Annotated in this window: 18 protein-coding genes; 9 read left to right on the forward strand and 9 right to left on the reverse strand. The window is 42.6% G+C overall.

Annotated features, from left to right (window positions below):
• Window positions 1-230: 230 nt before the first annotated feature.
• Window positions 231-1,190, reverse strand: a complete 960-nt coding sequence (locus V7L05_RS29005) for a GUN4 domain-containing protein (protein ID WP_335169349.1) — start codon at window positions 1,188-1,190, stop codon at window positions 231-233.
• Between V7L05_RS29005 and V7L05_RS29010 the strand changes: the two genes are divergently transcribed.
• The gene (locus V7L05_RS29010) at window positions 1,179-2,231 is read left to right on the forward strand and encodes an ABC transporter permease (protein ID WP_335169351.1); all 1,053 of its coding nucleotides are present in this window, start codon (window positions 1,179-1,181) and stop codon (window positions 2,229-2,231) included. The genes V7L05_RS29005 and V7L05_RS29010 overlap by 12 nt on opposite strands.
• Before the next feature lie 64 nt (window positions 2,232-2,295).
• Window positions 2,296-3,234 carry an ABC transporter permease gene (locus V7L05_RS29015; protein WP_335169352.1) on the forward strand — a complete coding sequence of 313 codons (939 nt, stop codon included), beginning with the start codon at window positions 2,296-2,298 and terminating at the stop codon, window positions 3,232-3,234.
• A 175-nt stretch (window positions 3,235-3,409) separates the two neighbouring features.
• Here V7L05_RS29015 and V7L05_RS29020 read toward each other — a convergent pair whose 3' ends face one another.
• Window positions 3,410-3,682, reverse strand: a complete 273-nt coding sequence (locus V7L05_RS29020) for a hypothetical protein (RefSeq protein WP_335169354.1) — start codon at window positions 3,680-3,682, stop codon at window positions 3,410-3,412.
• 233 nt (window positions 3,683-3,915) lie between these two features.
• On the opposite strand from V7L05_RS29020, the gene V7L05_RS29025 reads away from it, so the two are divergent.
• Window positions 3,916-4,368: a hypothetical protein gene (locus V7L05_RS29025; RefSeq protein ID WP_335169356.1), complete on the forward strand. Its 453-nt coding sequence runs from the start codon at window positions 3,916-3,918 to the stop codon at window positions 4,366-4,368.
• Here V7L05_RS29025 and V7L05_RS29030 read toward each other — a convergent pair.
• Both V7L05_RS29030 and V7L05_RS29035 read right to left on the reverse strand, forming a co-directional pair.
• Window positions 4,362-4,766, reverse strand: a complete 405-nt coding sequence (locus V7L05_RS29030) for a pentapeptide repeat-containing protein (RefSeq protein ID WP_335169357.1) — start codon at window positions 4,764-4,766, stop codon at window positions 4,362-4,364. The genes V7L05_RS29025 and V7L05_RS29030 overlap by 7 nt on opposite strands.
• Window positions 4,767-5,272: 506 nt before the next feature.
• Window positions 5,273-5,911, reverse strand: a complete 639-nt coding sequence (locus tag V7L05_RS29035) for a glutathione S-transferase family protein (RefSeq protein ID WP_335169358.1) — start codon at window positions 5,909-5,911, stop codon at window positions 5,273-5,275.
• Window positions 5,912-6,558: 647 nt separating this feature from the next.
• Between V7L05_RS29035 and V7L05_RS29040 the strand changes: the two genes are divergently transcribed.
• Window positions 6,559-7,158, forward strand: a complete 600-nt coding sequence (locus tag V7L05_RS29040; protein ID WP_335169360.1) for a DUF1003 domain-containing protein — start codon at window positions 6,559-6,561, stop codon at window positions 7,156-7,158.
• A 278-nt stretch (window positions 7,159-7,436) separates the two neighbouring features.
• Here the strand turns inward: V7L05_RS29040 and V7L05_RS29045 are convergent, their stop codons facing one another.
• From V7L05_RS29045 to V7L05_RS29055, 3 genes are all read right to left on the reverse strand, one after another.
• The gene (locus V7L05_RS29045; RefSeq protein WP_335169361.1) at window positions 7,437-8,321 is read right to left on the reverse strand and encodes a hypothetical protein; all 885 of its coding nucleotides are present in this window, start codon (window positions 8,319-8,321) and stop codon (window positions 7,437-7,439) included.
• Window positions 8,322-8,391: 70 nt separating this feature from the next.
• Complete coding sequence (locus V7L05_RS29050) at window positions 8,392-8,985, reverse strand: DUF1517 domain-containing protein (RefSeq protein ID WP_335169363.1); 594 nt, start codon at window positions 8,983-8,985, stop codon at window positions 8,392-8,394.
• A gap of 126 nt (window positions 8,986-9,111) precedes the next feature.
• Window positions 9,112-10,674 carry a pentapeptide repeat-containing protein gene (locus V7L05_RS29055; RefSeq protein ID WP_335169364.1) on the reverse strand — a complete coding sequence of 521 codons (1,563 nt, stop codon included), beginning with the start codon at window positions 10,672-10,674 and terminating at the stop codon, window positions 9,112-9,114.
• 70 nt (window positions 10,675-10,744) lie between these two features.
• Here V7L05_RS29055 and V7L05_RS29060 point away from each other — a divergent pair, with 70 nt between their 5' ends.
• Both V7L05_RS29060 and V7L05_RS29065 read left to right on the forward strand, forming a co-directional pair.
• On the forward strand, window positions 10,745-11,593 hold the full coding sequence (locus tag V7L05_RS29060) for a prephenate/arogenate dehydrogenase (RefSeq protein WP_335169389.1): 849 nt from the start codon (window positions 10,745-10,747) through the stop codon (window positions 11,591-11,593).
• A 530-nt stretch (window positions 11,594-12,123) separates the two neighbouring features.
• A complete protein-coding gene (locus V7L05_RS29065) occupies window positions 12,124-12,417 on the forward strand; it encodes a hypothetical protein (protein WP_335169366.1) in 294 nt (97 codons plus the stop codon).
• 120 nt (window positions 12,418-12,537) lie between these two features.
• Here V7L05_RS29065 and V7L05_RS29070 read toward each other — a convergent pair whose 3' ends face one another.
• On the reverse strand, window positions 12,538-12,855 hold the full coding sequence (locus V7L05_RS29070) for a hypothetical protein (protein WP_335169367.1): 318 nt from the start codon (window positions 12,853-12,855) through the stop codon (window positions 12,538-12,540).
• 230 nt (window positions 12,856-13,085) lie between these two features.
• Here V7L05_RS29070 and V7L05_RS29075 point away from each other — a divergent pair, with 230 nt between their 5' ends.
• Genes V7L05_RS29075 through V7L05_RS29085 form a run of 3 tightly spaced genes read left to right on the forward strand, consistent with a single transcriptional unit; the run spans window position 13,086 to window position 14,452 of the window.
• On the forward strand, window positions 13,086-13,337 hold the full coding sequence (locus V7L05_RS29075; protein WP_335169369.1) for a hypothetical protein: 252 nt from the start codon (window positions 13,086-13,088) through the stop codon (window positions 13,335-13,337).
• A gap of 34 nt (window positions 13,338-13,371) precedes the next feature.
• Window positions 13,372-14,304: a polysaccharide deacetylase family protein gene (locus V7L05_RS29080; RefSeq protein ID WP_335169370.1), complete on the forward strand. Its 933-nt coding sequence runs from the start codon at window positions 13,372-13,374 to the stop codon at window positions 14,302-14,304.
• On the forward strand, window positions 14,270-14,452 hold the full coding sequence (locus V7L05_RS29085) for a hypothetical protein (protein WP_335169371.1): 183 nt from the start codon (window positions 14,270-14,272) through the stop codon (window positions 14,450-14,452). Before V7L05_RS29080 ends, V7L05_RS29085 begins: the two co-directional genes overlap by 35 nt.
• 29 nt (window positions 14,453-14,481) lie before the next feature.
• Here V7L05_RS29085 and V7L05_RS29090 read toward each other — a convergent pair whose 3' ends face one another.
• Complete coding sequence (locus V7L05_RS29090) at window positions 14,482-16,734, reverse strand: TonB-dependent receptor plug domain-containing protein (RefSeq protein WP_442937060.1); 2,253 nt, start codon at window positions 16,732-16,734, stop codon at window positions 14,482-14,484.
• Between the last annotated feature and the right edge of the window lie 20 nt (window positions 16,735-16,754).

Below are 16,754 nucleotides of genomic sequence, written 5' to 3' on the forward strand. Positions count from 1 at the left end.
GCTTATTGTTATAGAGAAATGGTATAAAATTAAAAAGTATTGAATTTTTCAAAGATATCAACACTGTCAATGAGCAACCCTGTATCTTTTCAGACAGTTATTGAATATGTAGAAGCTCTTTCAACCGAATATCAACCACCAGTGCCAGGTATCGGATTCCTGAAATGTCGATTATTTCGTAGAAAACCACCCTGTTAAAAATATTTATAAAAGTCTGAAGTGTTTAAATGTTACACTTTACAAGTCTTTGCGCGAGAGAAGAAGCATATTTCCATCTGGAAGTGTACCTCTAAGATGGAGTAGGGTAAGTGTCCCTCTGGTGCTGAAGTGCTAAAATTTACACCCTCATTATCGATCCAGTCTTTTTCCACTCTCCATCCTACGCGATCGCCAAAATGTTCAAATGTTTCATACAGAATCGCATAAGGATTTCCCCCGACGCTCTCCCAGATACGCTTTTGCACACTAAAGCCAAAGCGCCCATTGCTGTATTTTACCCAAAGTTGGTCTATAGTGCGTAAGTCAGTACAGGGAAAATTATTGATGGATCGGTAATCAAGATAGGCTTCCGCTTCTCTCCCAAATGCCTTGAGCATGACAGCTAGAGTTTCCGCATCGGCTTCTTTCCACTCCCCTGCTATTAACAAATTCCGCAATCGCGTGTAGTCTACTGCCTTATCAGAACTGAGATCATCAGTTTTAATTACATTAGTTTGAATAACTTGGTTTGGCTCCAGTTTTCGTTCTGGTCTTCTTCCGGTAATGCCCCATTCCAATAAGTTCAACGCTTCAACATCACTGACTTGCTGGAGAAAACTGACAAATCTATAACGTCGCAAAAATCGCAGATTTTCAGGAATCATACTAACATCAGGAAGCAAAACAGGAATTATGTGTATATTATTTTCTACACATTCTTGTACCAGTGACTCTAATTCCAAAACCTGCCAACGCCCTAACCTCTTGACACCAATAAATATAGCCGCTGTTTTAACTAATGGGATTGCTTGTAGAATTTCTTGTTGAAAAGAACTTCCTGGACGAAGAATTTGCTCTTCGTCTAACCACAGCTTTAAACCACGCTGCTTAAGTTCATTAGCAATCGCTCTCACCTGTGGCTTATCCTGACTATTGTGAGCCAGTAAAACATCAAATTGCGCCAAAGACGCGGGGAGACGATGAAAAATCATTGGATTCGATTTATACAATTACCAATCCTATCACCGCTCATAGCGATCGCCTCTGCTCTCCTCGTCGGTGCCATCCTCATATTAATCGCTGGGGCAAATCCCATCACCGCCTACACAGCTTTATTTCAAGAATCCCTAACTACTTACTTTGGGTTTGGTAACACCCTCACCAAAATGACACCCCTATTATTCACCAGTTTAGGGGTATTAGTCGCATTGCGGGCTGGTCAATTTAATATCGGTGGCGAAGGACAAATTTATCTCGGCGCGTTGGGTAGTACTTTAATTGGGTTATATGTGCAAGGAATACCTGCTGTCATACACATTCCCTTAGCACTTCTCGCGGGATTTCTCTTTGGTGCGGTTTGGGGTTGGATACCCGGTTATCTCAAAGCAGTACGGGGAATCAATGAAGTCATCACTACTCTATTACTGAATTACATCGCGGTGAATTTAGTTAGCTACTTAGTGCAAAACCCCCTAAAAGCACCAGCTTCCCCTAGTCCTTATTCGCCATTAATTGCTAAAGAAGCACAGTTACCGATTATTTTACCCCAAAGTTTAGCCCATGCGGGGATAATACTGGCGTTAATGGCAGCCGGAATATTGTGGGTATTATTAATGCGATCGCCTCTAGGATACCAAATCGCCGCCGTTGGTTTTAACCCTACAGCAGCCCATTATGCGCGGATTTCGGTCAAAAATACGATCATGCTAGTGATGGCGTTAGCAGGTGGTTTAGCCGGGTTAGCGGGTGCATCTGAGGTGATGGGGTTGAAGTACCGCTTATTTGAACAGGTGTCATCTGGTTATGGGTTTGATGCTGTGGCGATCGCTTTTTTAAGTCGCGGTAGTATTGGCGGTGTAGTGTTGACTTCTTTATTTTTTGCCGCCTTGCGTAGTGGTGCAAATGTCATGCAACGTAGTGCTGGTGTGCCAGTGACTATAATTTATGCAATTCAAGGATTAACTGTGTTATTTATTGCCATCAGCCTCGCCATAGAAAGACGAATAAAAACGCAAACTAACGCTGAGGTTTAACGCGGAAGTTTCTCTGCGATACTCTGCGCTTCCCTTAGCGTTCCTCTGCATTAAAAAAATAACTATGAATAACCTTAACTTCTTCTCTGATTACTTAGTTGCTAGTTTAAGTTTAGCAGTACCCCTAGCATTTGCTGCCCTTGGTGGAATGTACTCGGAACGGTCGGGGGTGCTAAATATTGCCCTCGAAGGGATGTTAATAACTGGTGCTTTTTCCAGTGCAGCCGCTACCTTTTATACTGGCAACCCTTGGTTTGGTGTTCTCTGTGCGTTGATTGCTGGGGGATTAGTCGGTTTACTTCACGCTTTTCTGTGTGTCACTTTATATGTTAATCAGTTGGTATCAGGGTTAGCGATTAATCTGGTAGCTGCGGGGCTGACATCGTTTTTAGCGCGGTTAGTATTTAATGGCAGTAGTACTCAAAGATTACCAGGAATTGAGCCTATGGTCATTCCTGGTCTTGCAAACATACCTATACTTGGATCTCTGTTATTCCAGGAAGATGCTCTTGTATATTTACTGATAACTCTAGTTGCTGTCAGTATCTATATTTTCTTTCATACTAGCTTTGGGCTGACTTTGCGGGCAGTGGGGGAATATCCCCAAGCTGCTGCCACGGCTGGGCTTTCAGTATCAAAGGTGCGATATTTGGCTGTAGTAGTCAGTGGTTGTCTTGCCAGTTTAGGAGGGGCTGATCTGACTTTGGTGCAAATAAAATTTTTTACCGAAGGGATGAGTGCAGGTAAAGGATTTATTGCGATCGCAGCCTTAATTTTTGGTAGGTGGCATCCTTTAGGTAGTACTTTGGCTTGTTTTTTATTTGGTGCTACGGAAGCTTTACAGTTACGAATTCAAGCACTAGGTGCAAATATTCCTTATCAATTTTTAGTCATGTTACCATACGCGATCGCTTTATTTGCATTACTAGGATTAGCTGGTAAATCTATACCACCACAGGGGTTAGGTGTTCCTTACTCGCCAGAAAATCAGCAAGACAATTAGGGGTCACTGTGCCGTGTGGGTATGCACATAAGATTTTAATATGCAAATTAGATGTGTTTTAGCTTACCCCCATAAAATTCTTTTCGAGGAAAAACCGTCGCACTTACAAACAAAATCCCTACTCTTAAGGTAGGGACTACAGGCTTGCTCTCAGCAGCTATTGATACAAGGTCAACTAAGATACTTTAGGTTGCTGCCATAAAATGAGTTTCAATTGGAAGCAGTTGTAAGCCCCATTACTGATTTCTCCTTCGTGGTCAGCTAGCCAATCATAAATTTGTGCAGCTTGCGCTAGTGCCACTTTTTCTGATCGATAAAGCACAGGAGTAGGGCAGTAGGCTTGGCCATTGATGTGTATAGCTGCAATCTGCCAATAATCGCTGTCTTCACCCTCTGGTACAACTTCTAAAAATCCGCTATTGTAAGACTCGATTATTCCTATGTTCATTTACAACCATCAAACTTTCTAACATTGGCCACAACAAAGCCGATACCAGCCAATTCTTCCGATTCAAAGCTGGAATCACCAGGGAATACAGTCGCAACCCCTATTAATAATTGTGGGTTCATTACCAATGGAAATCTGAATTATTGGTCACTTTTTGGCTTGATTCCGTTATTGGCAGCAATAATGCAAGAGGAATAGACACAAACGCCGGTTAAGTTACTCCTCAGTCAGTAATGCAGTTTCGATATTCAAAGAGGAAATATTGCCTTGGAGCGCGATCGCGCTCCAAGGCAAAAGCAAAGAAACTATTTCTAGTTGATGCCGAAACCGCCTTGGCGGTTGCTATATCTGGTGTTCTCGGCATTGACCGAAATGGGGACAAAGCTACCGTGGAACAAGTAGAGGGTGGAGTGTTGTCAGTCCGATGCCTGCGGCGGGCGGGTACGCCATCGCACTTCTTATATCTTGTCATTGCCCCAGCTACCAACGAAGCGGAAAGCGATCGCTTATTCTACTCAGAAGGTGATGATATTCTCGTCAGATTCATCTTCCCTGATGCTATTTTTTCCTCGCTTGAATTAGGGGCGATCGCAATCAAATTACTTTTATATTACTTTGCTCTTCTTGTTGTCTCCAAACGGTTAGTAAATTCTGAAGGGCGTAGCTTGCCGATAACCCCTCAGTAGAGTATAACTTCCTTGAGATCAACCCCAGCCAATACAGCACCCTCCAAGTTTGCATTAGTCAGCTTGGCATTAGTCAGCTTGGCATTTGTTAAATTAGTAGCGCTTAAGTCAATATCACTTGCAAATACTTGGCTCAAGTTGGCACCAGTCAGATTAGCACTAGTTAGATCAGCACCTTCTAAATTGGCATTTCTTAAGTTAGCTCCCTTCAAATTAGCATTTCTTAAGTCAGCGCCAATTAAATGAGCCGAACGCAGGTCTGCTCCTGCCAATTCACACCCCGGGCATTTCCCCGTTTTTAGTAACTGTCTAACATGGGCAGGATTTGCAGCTTGCACCGGAATGGCATAGCAAATCGTACTTACTAATGCTGCGGTAGCTAAAATCTTTAGTTTCATCTGACTTACCTCAAAACGGTTAGATATTATTAACCGAAATTTTTGACTCAATAGGTCAACAATATCTATAAACAGATTGACTCAATTGATCGGCTTTTGCCATTGCCCTATCGGATTAGTCAAAGGGTGAAATTCATTGTTGTATTGTTTAAGCAGTCTTGCAAAACTACCCTCTTAGGTCGGAGTTTGAACGTGAAATCAATCTGCAATAGGTATTAAATTTGGTATTTTTAAACTTCGCCAAAAATCGCTAAACTCATCGGTTTGGTTGAGGAACTTGCTCTTTGATATTCCCAATGTCACCTAAAAATTGCGCCTACGGCGGGGCGTAGCCCATCGCGCTTTCTTGCCCAAGCTAGGGATCGTACCTGAGCAAATGGGAACCCTGTTAATAGTTGCGTTTCTCACAGTCATGAAATTAAACGTTGCACGCAAGAAGCGATCGCCCCCCATAAAATACAAGCGAGGACAAGTCAAAAGGAGCGATCGCCTAAAACAGATAAAAACTAGGGAGCTATCTTGGCATAAAAATCTTCATCGGCACGCATAAAAGCAGGTCGCTGCATCAAACCATTGATATATTCAGTCAGGGGGTCATTATCTAAGAGCATTCCTAGCTTCTTAGCCCACAGCAAAACTCCTCCAGTGAGAATATCAGCAGTTGTTAGTCTATTTGCTACTAAATAATTCTTGCCAACCAATACTTCTCTGAGAGGTTGAGCAACTCGGTCAAACCATTGTCGAGATTCTTGCAGGGAAGTTTCCGACTTGACAAAACCCGGCAGTAGTTTTTCTGGCAGATTTGGCAGCAAATTAAACATATAATGCTCAACAGGTGGCTCTAGGGTAACTACGGCATAAAAAAGCCATTGCTGGTAATCGGCACGTTCAGAACTATCTAGCGGTGGAGCAAACCCCATCTCTATATATTTGTCTGCAAGATAAGTACAAATAGCAGCAGACTCAAAAATCGTTACTTCCCCGTCTACCAAGACTGGTACTTTACCGTGTGGGTGCAGTTCTTTATATTCTGATTGTTTTGTCATGGTCATATTGACTCGAACTAAGTCATAAGCAATTCCCATTTCTTCCAATAGCCACCGGGGGCGTACTGCTCTTGTTGTGGGAATGTAATATAGCTTCATTGCTCCTCCATTAGCCAATGTCTATAGGACTTACGCAAAGGGAACGGAAAACGAACCACAGAGGACGCAGAGGTCACGGAGGAATGAGAGTTTGAGAGGGTTTTTGCGTAAGTCATAGTCTACTATTAAGAGTGCATAAAGTTATTCCAACTCAAAAAACTTAGTGAAATGAGGAAAAATTGCACCCCTAGAGCGTAGTTTACCGCCTTCTCTACGAGACGCTCCGCGAACGGCATCGCTTGTTTCAAAGCAGTACACTGGTACTATGAAAATTCCCGACTGCGTAGAGTTACACAGACACCAACTTTTACCCCGATTATACCGTTTTACTTTAATAATGATACAAATACGTTGGTAGGGGCACAGCATTGCTGTGCCCCTACGAGAAATCTATATGTATCAGGCTTTATGTGAAATGGTATTACTACCGAAGATAACAAACTTATTCAGCCGACTAAAGAGCTATCACCAGACTCTAAACCAGAAAATCCTGATAGCGAAACATTCAGCCTTGATTTTGATTTGTAGCCCAAATGTCGGATTTCTGTCTGATTTCTGAACACAATTACAGATAAAATCCTGATCAAACGGGCTTTTTCACTCTCAGTATATTTTCAAAGTGGTATGGATTGCAGGACATCAGAATTATGCAGCAAGGCGGCATGAACGAAGTGGAAAAAGAATACTTAGACTTTGAAGATGATAATCCACTACTGTCTAAAGTCATAGAACGGAATATTCGCACTATTATCCGTCTTCGGCTTCAGGCTGCTAAGAAACGAAGCTTACAAGACCAAATTGCCGATGCTATTACGTCTTTTTCAGGACATATAGTTTTTGTTTACGTTCATATCGTCTGGTTTGGAGCTTGGATTGCTTTGAACACTGGAAAAATTGGTGTGCATCCCTTCGATCCATTTCCTTACGGACTGTTGACAATGATAGTATCGCTGGAAGCAATTTTTCTGTCAACATTTGTGCTAATTAGTCAAAACCGCCTTAGTGAAGAAAGTGAGTATCGCGCCAACTTAAATTTACAGATTGCACTACTGACTGAGCATGAAGTCACACGAGTATTACAAATGCTTGATGCTATTCAAGACAAAATGGGCATTGATAATGATGAGGATAGTGAGCTTGCAGACTTAGAAATGGAAACCAAACCCGAAGATGTATTAACAGAAATTGAGCGGCTTCAGCAGTTAGCGCTCAACAGAAAAAAGCTCAAAAAACGTAACCAAAGATAAAGACTGCGATGGCGTACCCGTCTGCCTTCAGAGCGTTAGCGGAGCTTATCGTAGATATCGCAGGACTCTCCTATATGGCTAATGCATTGTCATCCGATGTGATGCAGTAAATGCAGTTGGCATTGTATCATGCTGGTGACAAAAAAGCAATCACTCCTGCGGTGCGCTCTACTGCCAATTAATGCTGTACAGTGGTGTAGTCCATGCGTTACCTCCGGCTTCTTTGTATAATACACTACCTTAACTTCTTAGGCAGTCTATTTATTTTTTGGAATTTCCTAACGGCGTCTGCTGCCAAAACCACTTGAGCGGCGGGGTGCTGAACTACGCCCACTACCAAAACTACTACCAGAATTGCGTCTGGTATTGCTGGAGTTACCAGAGGGTCGCAAGTTACTACCACCAAAACCAGAACCAGAAGGACGGTTATTACCTGTAGTGCTACGCGGTGTATTGCGTATAGTTGAATTTCCAGGATATGACCTTCTAATTGTCCCTGTATTGCGGAATGCAGTGCGATTTGTCACAGATGCGGGTGGCGCATTGTAGCGAGTTTGATAGTTTTGAACTGCTTGACCATAGCTTGGGCCATATCCACCGAAACCACTTAATCCTTGCCCTGATTGATAGACAGGGGGTACATAATATTGGGGTCTAAACAATAGACTACCAAGTGCTTGACCGGCCACAGCACCAGCCACAGACCCAGCAAAGGGTGCCCAGAAGCTATTTTCTCGACGGACTACAACCGTCTCTTGTTGTCCTGTTTGGGGATTGGTCTTATTCTCGGTAACGTTGTGGACGTACTCAATTTTAAAGTCTTCCGTCAGATATAAAATCGGTTGTCCTTTTTCTACCTTTAGATAGGTTTTTTTACCCTGCTTGATTTCATCATCAGTTAACCGTGCCATTTGCAAATTTTCGGTTGCAAAGGTTGGGGGCTGATTGTTAAGTAAAAACAGGTTGTACTCACCACATGCATCGTCATAAGTAGCTTGTTGTATTTGATACTCTCCGTCCTTTAGTTTGGTGTTAGTAGAGGTTTGGCTAACGTTCTTGGGTGAAGAATTAGTTTGGTTTTCGCCTCCACAAGCGACAGTTGTCAGACACAAACTCAGAGCTAAAAAAACGGCTGTAAATTTACGTACTATGGTCATGATCATTGGATTATTGTCCTATCTCTGAGCTTAACAATTTCTTGATGTAAGTAGTAAGTACGGACTACCCAACAGATTACAAAGGAATCAATTCTGGGTAATATTGCAACAATTGATCGCTAGTGAGTTCATCGCCTAACTGCGCTGGCGAGAAATGCACTTGGATTGCCTGGAGTTTATGTTTGTAGTGTAAATTGATTAAGGCTTTAAAAGCTTCCTTCAGCGACTGAATATTAGAAAGATCAGTTTCTAACTCTGGTATTTCTCCTTCGTAAGCTACTGTAATAATCACAATGACGTTGCGGGTTACAGGTATAGATAAAGGTTCATTCAATCCAGAGTCCGAACTGTAATCTGGTTCACTGAGATATCTTTGGGCAGAGTCAGTAAATAATTCATTCACGTAATCTCCCGCCTCGCCTTCGTCCCAAAATACATCGCCTTCGTTGGCAGCAGAAAGCCAATATTCATCGTATTGCAGCAGGGTTTGACTAATTTCTACCAATGCTTCTCCCAAAACTTCTAAGTCTCCATCGGCATCGATCGCATTCCGTCCAGCACTATTTAATACTCCCAAAATTGGCGCTACCTCGCCTCCTCCTAAGTGCAGAAATAGGCGAAAGACTACATAGCGATTTCGACCGATCATTTTATTAAAGGTATCGCGCATTTTTATCCTCCAGAAATTTTTTGTTTGTCATTTGTCATTTGTCATTTGTTATTTGTCCAATAACTAATACCCAATGCCCAATGCCCAATGCCCCATGCCCAATGCCCAATGCCCCAGGCTCCATGACTAATGACTAATATAGTGAAATCCTTTGACAAAATCCATAACCATATTTAACGAAGGTAATATATATTTTATTGATTCACTGGATATATCATAAGCTGAAGCATTGAGGGCAGAACGATTAATAAATCTTTTGCCAAAGTGAGGATTGTCATGGACAATCAAAGTGTAGGCGCTAGAATTCGTTAAAATTATTTGGGTTGGGGCTTTGCAAAAATTTAACTTTGCGGCTACTTCGATATTTTTTTTCATCTGTTTAATTGTTGTAGCCTGACTCATGGCTTGTTCTACAAGAATATTTAATTGTTTTACCATATCGGGCAATTTTAAATCTTGGTTCGCAACAACTTGACTGTTAATAATTTCCACCATACTGGAAATATTCTTTTGGGTAGATGCGGCATCTAGAAAAGGAAGAATCACAATGTAAGCAGTGGGAAATAATCCTTCATCGCTATCTACATGAAATGTGAAAACAGTTCGACGATGCCCACTTTCAATGCTTGGAGGTTGTTTCAGCCCCCGATATTCCTGAGCAATTTGATAGTAAGCGCCAGCGATCGCAAAATTGGCTTCGTGTTCTAGGGCTGAATCAACAATAATCCGAATTGTTGGCGGTGTTTCGTTAAAAAAATCTCGTGAGTCTTCCGAATCGAACTTTTGGATAATGGAGCGATCGCCTGCGGGACTAAGATCAACCCATTCACAAATCATCCCCTCGGTTTTTAAACCAAACCTGGAGGTGGCATAAAGTTTTACCCCAGTTAAAGTTGCTCCTGTTAAGTCAGCACCGATCCATTCCGCTCTCATTAATTTTGCCTGAGTTAAATTGGCGTGTACTAAACTCGTATTCGTTAAATTGGCATTGCTTAAATCTGCGCCAATTAAATTAGCCCCGCTCAATTTTGCGCCGCTCAAATCTGCCCATCGGAGATTCGCGCCGCTCAAATCTCCCCACCGCAGGTTCGCCCCGCTCAAATCTGCCCCGCTCAAGTTAGCATGGCTGAAATTGGCTTGTCTGAGTTCGGTATCTCGCAAATTTGCGCCGCTCAAGTCAGAACGACTGAGGTCACTGGCATTTAAGTTAGCCATCTCCAAGTTAGCTCCCGTCAAGGAAGCGCCTCTTAAGTTAGCCCCACTCAAGTTAGCGTGACGGAGATTGGCTTGGCGGAGTGTCGCTTCTCGTAAATCAGCACTGGTGAGGTCAGCCTCCAATAAGTCGGCGCGACTCAGGTCAGCGCGAACTAATTCGGCGCGGATCAGCGAGGCTCCTCTAAGTTGAGCGCGACCCAGATCGGCTCGAATCAAATTAGCGACGTTGAGAGTGGCGTTGTTCAAGATGGCGCTACACAGATTCGCGCCACTCAGTCTGGCTACATTCAGCTTGGCATTGCTCAAGTTAGCTTCACTCAGATTCGCGCCACTTAGGTTGACTATACTCAAATTAGCATCGCTAAGATTGATGCCACTGAGTTTAGCCCCACTCAGGTTAGCTTCCGAGAGGTCAACACCACTAAAGTTTAAGACTCCGGCTGCGTATTGTTCCAGTAATTCCTCTACAGTCATTGATGCTACCCCTTGGATGCCAACTTTAATAGTTGGTAAAGTCAGAAAAAACGGAATGTCAAAATCAAAAATGAATATTGGGATTTTAGGATTGGGACTGATCGGCGGATCTTTGGGTTTTGATTTGCGATCGCAAGGACATCATATCTTAGGAGTCAGTCGCCGTGAAGCCACCTGTGAAAAGGCAGTTGCCCTCGGCAGTGTTGATCAAGCATCAGTTGATCTGAGCTTGTTAGCCGCCGCAGAAGTTGTATTTATTTGTACACCTCTAGCCCTTATTGTGCCTCAATTTGAACAGTTGATCGCTCATTTGTCTGTCGCTACCGTTGTGACTGATGTGGGTTCGGCGAAAACACAGATAGTTAAGGCGATTTCTCCACTTTGGGATAATTTTATCGGCGGTCATCCAATGGCGGGAACAGCAGACAGTGGCATAGAAGCTGCACAACGGTATTTATTTGTCGATAAACCTTATGTCTTAACACCGACAAGTACAACACCAACTACAGCAATTACAGTTGTGGAAGAAATTGTGCGATCGCTGGGAGCGAATATCTACTATTGTCAACCAGAGCAACATGACTGCGCTGTAAGTTGGATTTCCCATTTACCTGTAATGGTCAGTTCCTCCTTAATTGCGGCTTGTTTGAGTGAAACTGACCCCGATGTTTTGCAATTAGCCCAAAAGTTAGCTAGTTCAGGTTTTCGGGATACCAGTCGTGTCGGTGGTGGGAATCCAGAGTTGGGCGTGATGATGGCGCGATATAATCGTCAAGCATTGCTGCGATCGCTGCAACAATATCGTCACAATCTCGATGAGTTGACTAACTTAATTGAGCAAGAAAATTGGACAGTTTTAGAGTCAAAGTTAAAATCAATGCAACAGGCACGACCTGATTTTGTTGAACAAAAATGTTGAGCGCAGTCCCCACCTAAAAATACTAAAAAATATCTACATTTAAGGTGGGGTTAGCGAAATAAATATTATTGCACGAAGTAACAATTCTTCTTTCATGTTATCATTCTAATAATTAGTTTTTGCGGTACTGCAAAAGCTTTATATCTGGAGACATAGACCAATTTCACTAATTATCTATAACCAGTAAAAAGTCATTATGTTAATAATACTTTTTACTAGGGTGAACGCACGTCAAAAGTTCCCACGACACACTGAGAACGCCAGTATCCCTGGTAACGCCCAGAAGTCAGAAGGCTTTAAAGCGAAAGAACCCTCAACTATAATCTTTGATTTAGTTGGGGTGCGTTCAATAGTTGTCGGGTGCGTTCAGCTATCGGTAACGCACCCATTTTCATATTTCAATTCTGAATTCTGACTACTGACTACTAAATTTTTTTCTGATAAAATCTTTAAAAAATGCTACTTAACAGCTTGATAGTCACCAAACCGATGTAGCATAAAGATAAAAGATAAACTTACAAAAATCAACAATGGTAGAACGCCCAATCAAGAAATCGGAACGTCAGTCCCAAGGAAGTACTGACAACAATTCCGAAAAGTCGGATTCTATATCTCCGATTGAATCCAACCCCAAAAGCTCAAAACCGAGCCGTAATCGTTCGTCTGGCACAGAGAAAAAAGCATCCAACTATGGGGATGATAACAGGCAGCCGGGGAATCCTGCCCTAGCGCGTGGCCCAAAACCGGTTAAACCTCCAGCCAAAGTCAAAACAGAAGAACTTGAAACCGAATCAGAACCTATATCTGAGGAGTCTCAAGAGTAACATTAGATAGTGTTGCGTGTGATGTGGGAGGCTATAAGCGGATGAATACTGGGATTTCTGGCACCGAAGACAGCGATCGTGCCCCACATCACCTAATGGTGATTTTTATGTTGAATGCTTTTATATTAAATATTTATCGTTTTTTGGTTTCAGCGTGCGGGTAGTTGGTGCGAGTCCCAAAGTTGCGGTGTATGGTGGGATTAAAGAGCGATTACCTACGCACAATTTGGCTAACTCTATTACAGCAGTTTTCATGTATTTGAACCGCATATGTCGTAGGGGCACAGCAATGCTCATTGGTGTAAACTTAAGCCAAAACCCTTTTAAAACCTCGTTTCCAGCCAGAGGCTGGAAATGCAGATCATCGCGGCTCTGCCGCAAGTCTTGAGGCGGAGCCTCTCGGAATGCATTCCCAGTCGGAGACTGGGAACGAGACAACGAGACAATCTCTAAATGCTGCTTCTAGACTAACTTTCACCTTAAGTTGACACCAATGAGCTTTTTCTGTGCCCTTACCGCGTGGTCTATTTACCTGAAAATAGCTGTAAATTGGGACTTCCTTTAACTTTAGTTGGGATGTTTCGGGGTATTTCATTCTTTTTTCTTTTAGCAGCAGATATATTAATTTACAACCGAGTGCGAATTAGATAAGAGGGAGATGAGGGGGAATGAGAATTTTAGATTTTAGATTTGGGATTAAAGAATTGAAATTTAATCCAAAATCGTCAATCCCTTCTCCCAAGGGGAGACGCGCAAGGGACGGCTTGGTGCAGTCACTCATGGGGGAAACCACGCCAGATGCAGCAAGAGTGGCTCGCCGGACACCAGTCGCCTCAAGTCGGGAAACCCGCCCACGGCGCTGGCTCCCCAACGTACTGGCTCCCCTGTTCCCGCGCTGCTTCACCAAAATCCAATATTGAATTGCCCAATGACTAATATTTAAGGAGATTTAATGTGTCCAGTTATAAATTAGCTCTAAGTTTGAAAGTAGCAATCATTATATTGCTTACTGGTGTTAGTACTTTGGGTATCAGTCTGCTTGTAGGCACAACTAGATTTAACCATCTGTTGGGAATTCAAACACCAAAAAGCAAGAATACGAGAGCGGGTTTAGGTAGGGTGATGAGTGCATCTGCACAGGCTGTTTCCCCAGCAATAAACCAGATGAATGAAGTGCCAAAGGAATTTCAGGGAACAATCGTTTATCAAGCGAAACTAAAAGCAAATGAGAAAGTCATCGCCTTGAGCTTTGATGATGGCCCTGGCCCCAAAAATACGGCACAGATTTTAGAAATTTTGAAGAAAAATCAAATCAAAGCGACATTCTTCATGGTTGGAGAAATGGTGAAATATTTTCCCCAAGTTGCCAAGCAAGTGGCTGCTGATGGTCATGTAATTGGCAATCACACATGGCATCATTGGTATCGCCAGATGGACTTAGCGACTGCGGCTAGTGAAATTGATCGCACAGCAGAGATCATTTACAAGACTACTGGAGAGAAAACTACTCTGTTTCGTCCCCCTGGTGGCTTTTTGAATAATGGATTAGCCGAATATGCCAAAAACAAGAAGTATGCCGTCATGATGTGGTCAGAAGAGTCAGGAGATGCTGAACGTCGTTCGCCTCAAGTGCCGATGCTGGTCAAAAATGTGCTTAAATATGCAAAACCAGGTGCAATTGTACTGTTGCACGATGGGGGCGGCAACCGTTCCAAATCTGTGAAGGCTTTACCAGAAATGATCGCAGGTTTGAAAGCGCAAGGCTATCGATTTGTGACGATTCCCCAACTACTGGAAATACAAGCCCAAGAACAAAGTGTGGTAATGGCAGTATCACCTACAGTTACAAAGGATGAACATCCAAACAATCAGCTTAATCATCAGTGATAGGCTACGGGTAACTACAGGTAATATTTACTTAGGATTATTCATAGCATTAATATCAGGAATAGCGATCGCCTCGATTGATGCCCTGCTAGTAATTACTCTGGCTGCCAATCAAGTAGCGACGGGTTTTCTGAATTCTGACTCCTGAATTCTGAATCCTGAATTCTGCTGTAATACCTAAAAATTGGAGCTTAAACCCACACGAAAAGTGAATCCAGGGCTATATATGCGATTAACTCGCTCATATTGCTCACCGAGTAGATTTTCTAAGTAAACTGTCAGCCCTAAATTGCTAGTTAGAGGTATACGACCGCTCAAATCTAAATTCACGAAAGATGGTGCAAAATCTGTAGGCTTGTCACTAGGGTTAGCGAAGATGGATCTACGAGCGCCACTATTGTAAGTAACATACAAGTTAGCCTGCCAACCCGCATTTTGATAACCTACACCACTTTGAAGTACAGAGTAGGGAATCAAACCTAATTGTAAACCTTTTTCTGAGCCTGTTTTTATTTGGGAATCTGTATAAGTATAGTTGAGGAAAGTTGACCAGCCAGCCGCAATTTTTAATTGCAATGCAGCCTCTAAACCATTGGTATCTACTAGCCCAATGTTTGCCCATTTTCCGGCGATGACTCCCAAGCGATCGCCTATACTACTACCAAAGTAAGTAAACTGTCCAATCAGATTTTCCGAAAAATTGACATCTACTCCCGCACTCCAAGTAGAGCCATTTTCCGGTCTTAAATCGGGATTAGGTTCCCAACCATGAACTGTATCATAAACATACAACTGATCTAACCCAGGATTGCGTTGTCCCCCTGCCCAACTTCCCCGCACTGCTACTATTGGTGTGACGGCATAACGTAAGCCAACACTAGGGTTAAGATAATTTCCAAACTGGCTGTCAAAGCTTTGTCTTAGCCCTAAATCTATCAGAAAATTCTCGCCAATATTCCAAGTATTGACAGCAAATAAAGCTGTATTGAACAAACTCCGATCTTCAGTTTCGTTTTTAGCAATTCTACTAGGATCTGTACTCAAAACATCACCGCTTAAGTCGGTGTTTTTAAAATCTAATCCCCAGCGCAATTTATTACTGGAAGTAACTTTCCACTCATGCTCGACTCTGGCTGTGAGTTGTTGTGTATCTAAAGCTCCTGTACGGTAAAATGCTCCTGTAGGGCCATAGGTGCTAAAATAATCTTGGTTATAACCAATTGAGGTTGTAATATTGGAGCTTTCCCCATTACCTAGCCGAGTTTTCCAAGATAAGCCAACGTTTAAACCATCGTGGTCTAATCTATCTCTTTGGAGAGGGAACCCGAAATAAATTAAGCCGCGACGACTGCTGAATTTACTAACATCTAAATTCAATGAATTTTTCTGATCTAAATCTAGTCCAATGCTACCGAAGTAAGTACTTGTAGCTGTGTCTGCATTTGATAAAAACCCCTGAATATCACGATTTGCTGCACCTACAGGGACACGGTAACGGTTATCTGTAAAGAATCTTTCAAAGCTAAAGTTATACTTGACATTAGCAGATGAACCACCATAGGTAACTTGTTGATTATTTAAACTCAATGAGCCAAATTCTGCACTAGCACTCAATTTAGGTTTGCCATAACCTTCCTTGGTGATGATATTCACAACTCCCCCAAAGGCTGATGAACCATACAAAGCGGAAGCTGTGCCGCTATATAATTCTACTCGTTCAATCGCCTCTACCGGAATACTGTTTAAGTCAGTTCCACCATGATAAATGTTGACGTTATTGTTAATTGGTCTGCCATTAATCAGAAATACAGATTGATTAATTGAGGCTCCCCGGTAGTATGTACCTGTGTGAATATCTGCACCATGACCGACGTCATTAATTGCAAAACCAGGCATTCTTTTCAAAATATCGGCTAAACTTTTAGCGCCCTGCTTTTTAATTTCTTCTTGATCAATTACGTAAGTTGGAGTAGATTGAGGTAGGTTATCTGGTTCTGCGATCGCTTCTAAGGAAATATCTGGCTCATCGCTCGGAGTTTGCTCTGTTTCTGGCTGAGTTTCTGGATTAACTTCATTCGGTGCAGATTGTTGAGTTAATAATTCGGCATTAGTGGCGGGTAGCTCGATTTCACTCAAACTCGGAATATCTGAAATCAACCGAAGTGATTTATTGAAAGCGGCGGGAAACTTCATCCCCTCGTGGGTGGTCGAGGTTGCTCCCCCCAACCCTTGGGGCATAGGGCATGGGGCATTGGTAACTTCTTCCCCATGCCCTATGCGCCATTCCCCATGCCCAAAAACTCCATCCACTTGTGGGTGGAGTTTTTTATCAGTATTTCTCTGCTTAATTTCACTCTCAATAGCAAAGCTAGGAAACGCTATCAGTAAACTCGGTAAAGCTACTGTTAGCAACGAAAAATCCTTTTTCACGTTCTCTTTCACACCAAGTA

The sequence above is a fragment of the Nostoc sp. genome (assembly GCF_036917755.1).
GTDB lineage: Bacteria > Cyanobacteriota > Cyanobacteriia > Cyanobacteriales > Nostocaceae > Nostoc.

What these genes read in the sequence shown, in the direction of transcription:
- V7L05_RS29010 (WP_335169351.1), top strand. Translation starts at nt 1,179, where the DNA reads ATGAAAAATCATTGGATTCGATTTATACAATTACCAATCCTATCACCG.
- V7L05_RS29055 (WP_335169364.1), bottom strand. Translation starts at nt 10,674, where the DNA reads ATGACTGTAGAGGAATTACTGGAACAATACGCAGCCGGAGTCTTAAAC.
- V7L05_RS29045 (WP_335169361.1), bottom strand. Translation starts at nt 8,321, where the DNA reads ATGATCATGACCATAGTACGTAAATTTACAGCCGTTTTTTTAGCTCTG.
- V7L05_RS29040 (WP_335169360.1), top strand. Translation starts at nt 6,559, where the DNA reads ATGCAGCAAGGCGGCATGAACGAAGTGGAAAAAGAATACTTAGACTTT.
- V7L05_RS29035 (WP_335169358.1), bottom strand. Translation starts at nt 5,911, where the DNA reads ATGAAGCTATATTACATTCCCACAACAAGAGCAGTACGCCCCCGGTGG.
- V7L05_RS29060 (WP_335169389.1), top strand. Translation starts at nt 10,745, where the DNA reads ATGAATATTGGGATTTTAGGATTGGGACTGATCGGCGGATCTTTGGGT.
- V7L05_RS29050 (WP_335169363.1), bottom strand. Translation starts at nt 8,985, where the DNA reads ATGCGCGATACCTTTAATAAAATGATCGGTCGAAATCGCTATGTAGTC.
- V7L05_RS29075 (WP_335169369.1), top strand. Translation starts at nt 13,086, where the DNA reads ATGAGAATTTTAGATTTTAGATTTGGGATTAAAGAATTGAAATTTAAT.
- V7L05_RS29065 (WP_335169366.1), top strand. Translation starts at nt 12,124, where the DNA reads ATGGTAGAACGCCCAATCAAGAAATCGGAACGTCAGTCCCAAGGAAGT.
- V7L05_RS29005 (WP_335169349.1), bottom strand. Translation starts at nt 1,190, where the DNA reads ATGATTTTTCATCGTCTCCCCGCGTCTTTGGCGCAATTTGATGTTTTA.
- V7L05_RS29030 (WP_335169357.1), bottom strand. Translation starts at nt 4,766, where the DNA reads ATGAAACTAAAGATTTTAGCTACCGCAGCATTAGTAAGTACGATTTGC.
- V7L05_RS29015 (WP_335169352.1), top strand. Translation starts at nt 2,296, where the DNA reads ATGAATAACCTTAACTTCTTCTCTGATTACTTAGTTGCTAGTTTAAGT.
- V7L05_RS29025 (WP_335169356.1), top strand. Translation starts at nt 3,916, where the DNA reads ATGCAGTTTCGATATTCAAAGAGGAAATATTGCCTTGGAGCGCGATCG.
- V7L05_RS29020 (WP_335169354.1), bottom strand. Translation starts at nt 3,682, where the DNA reads ATGAACATAGGAATAATCGAGTCTTACAATAGCGGATTTTTAGAAGTT.
- V7L05_RS29085 (WP_335169371.1), top strand. Translation starts at nt 14,270, where the DNA reads ATGAACATCCAAACAATCAGCTTAATCATCAGTGATAGGCTACGGGTA.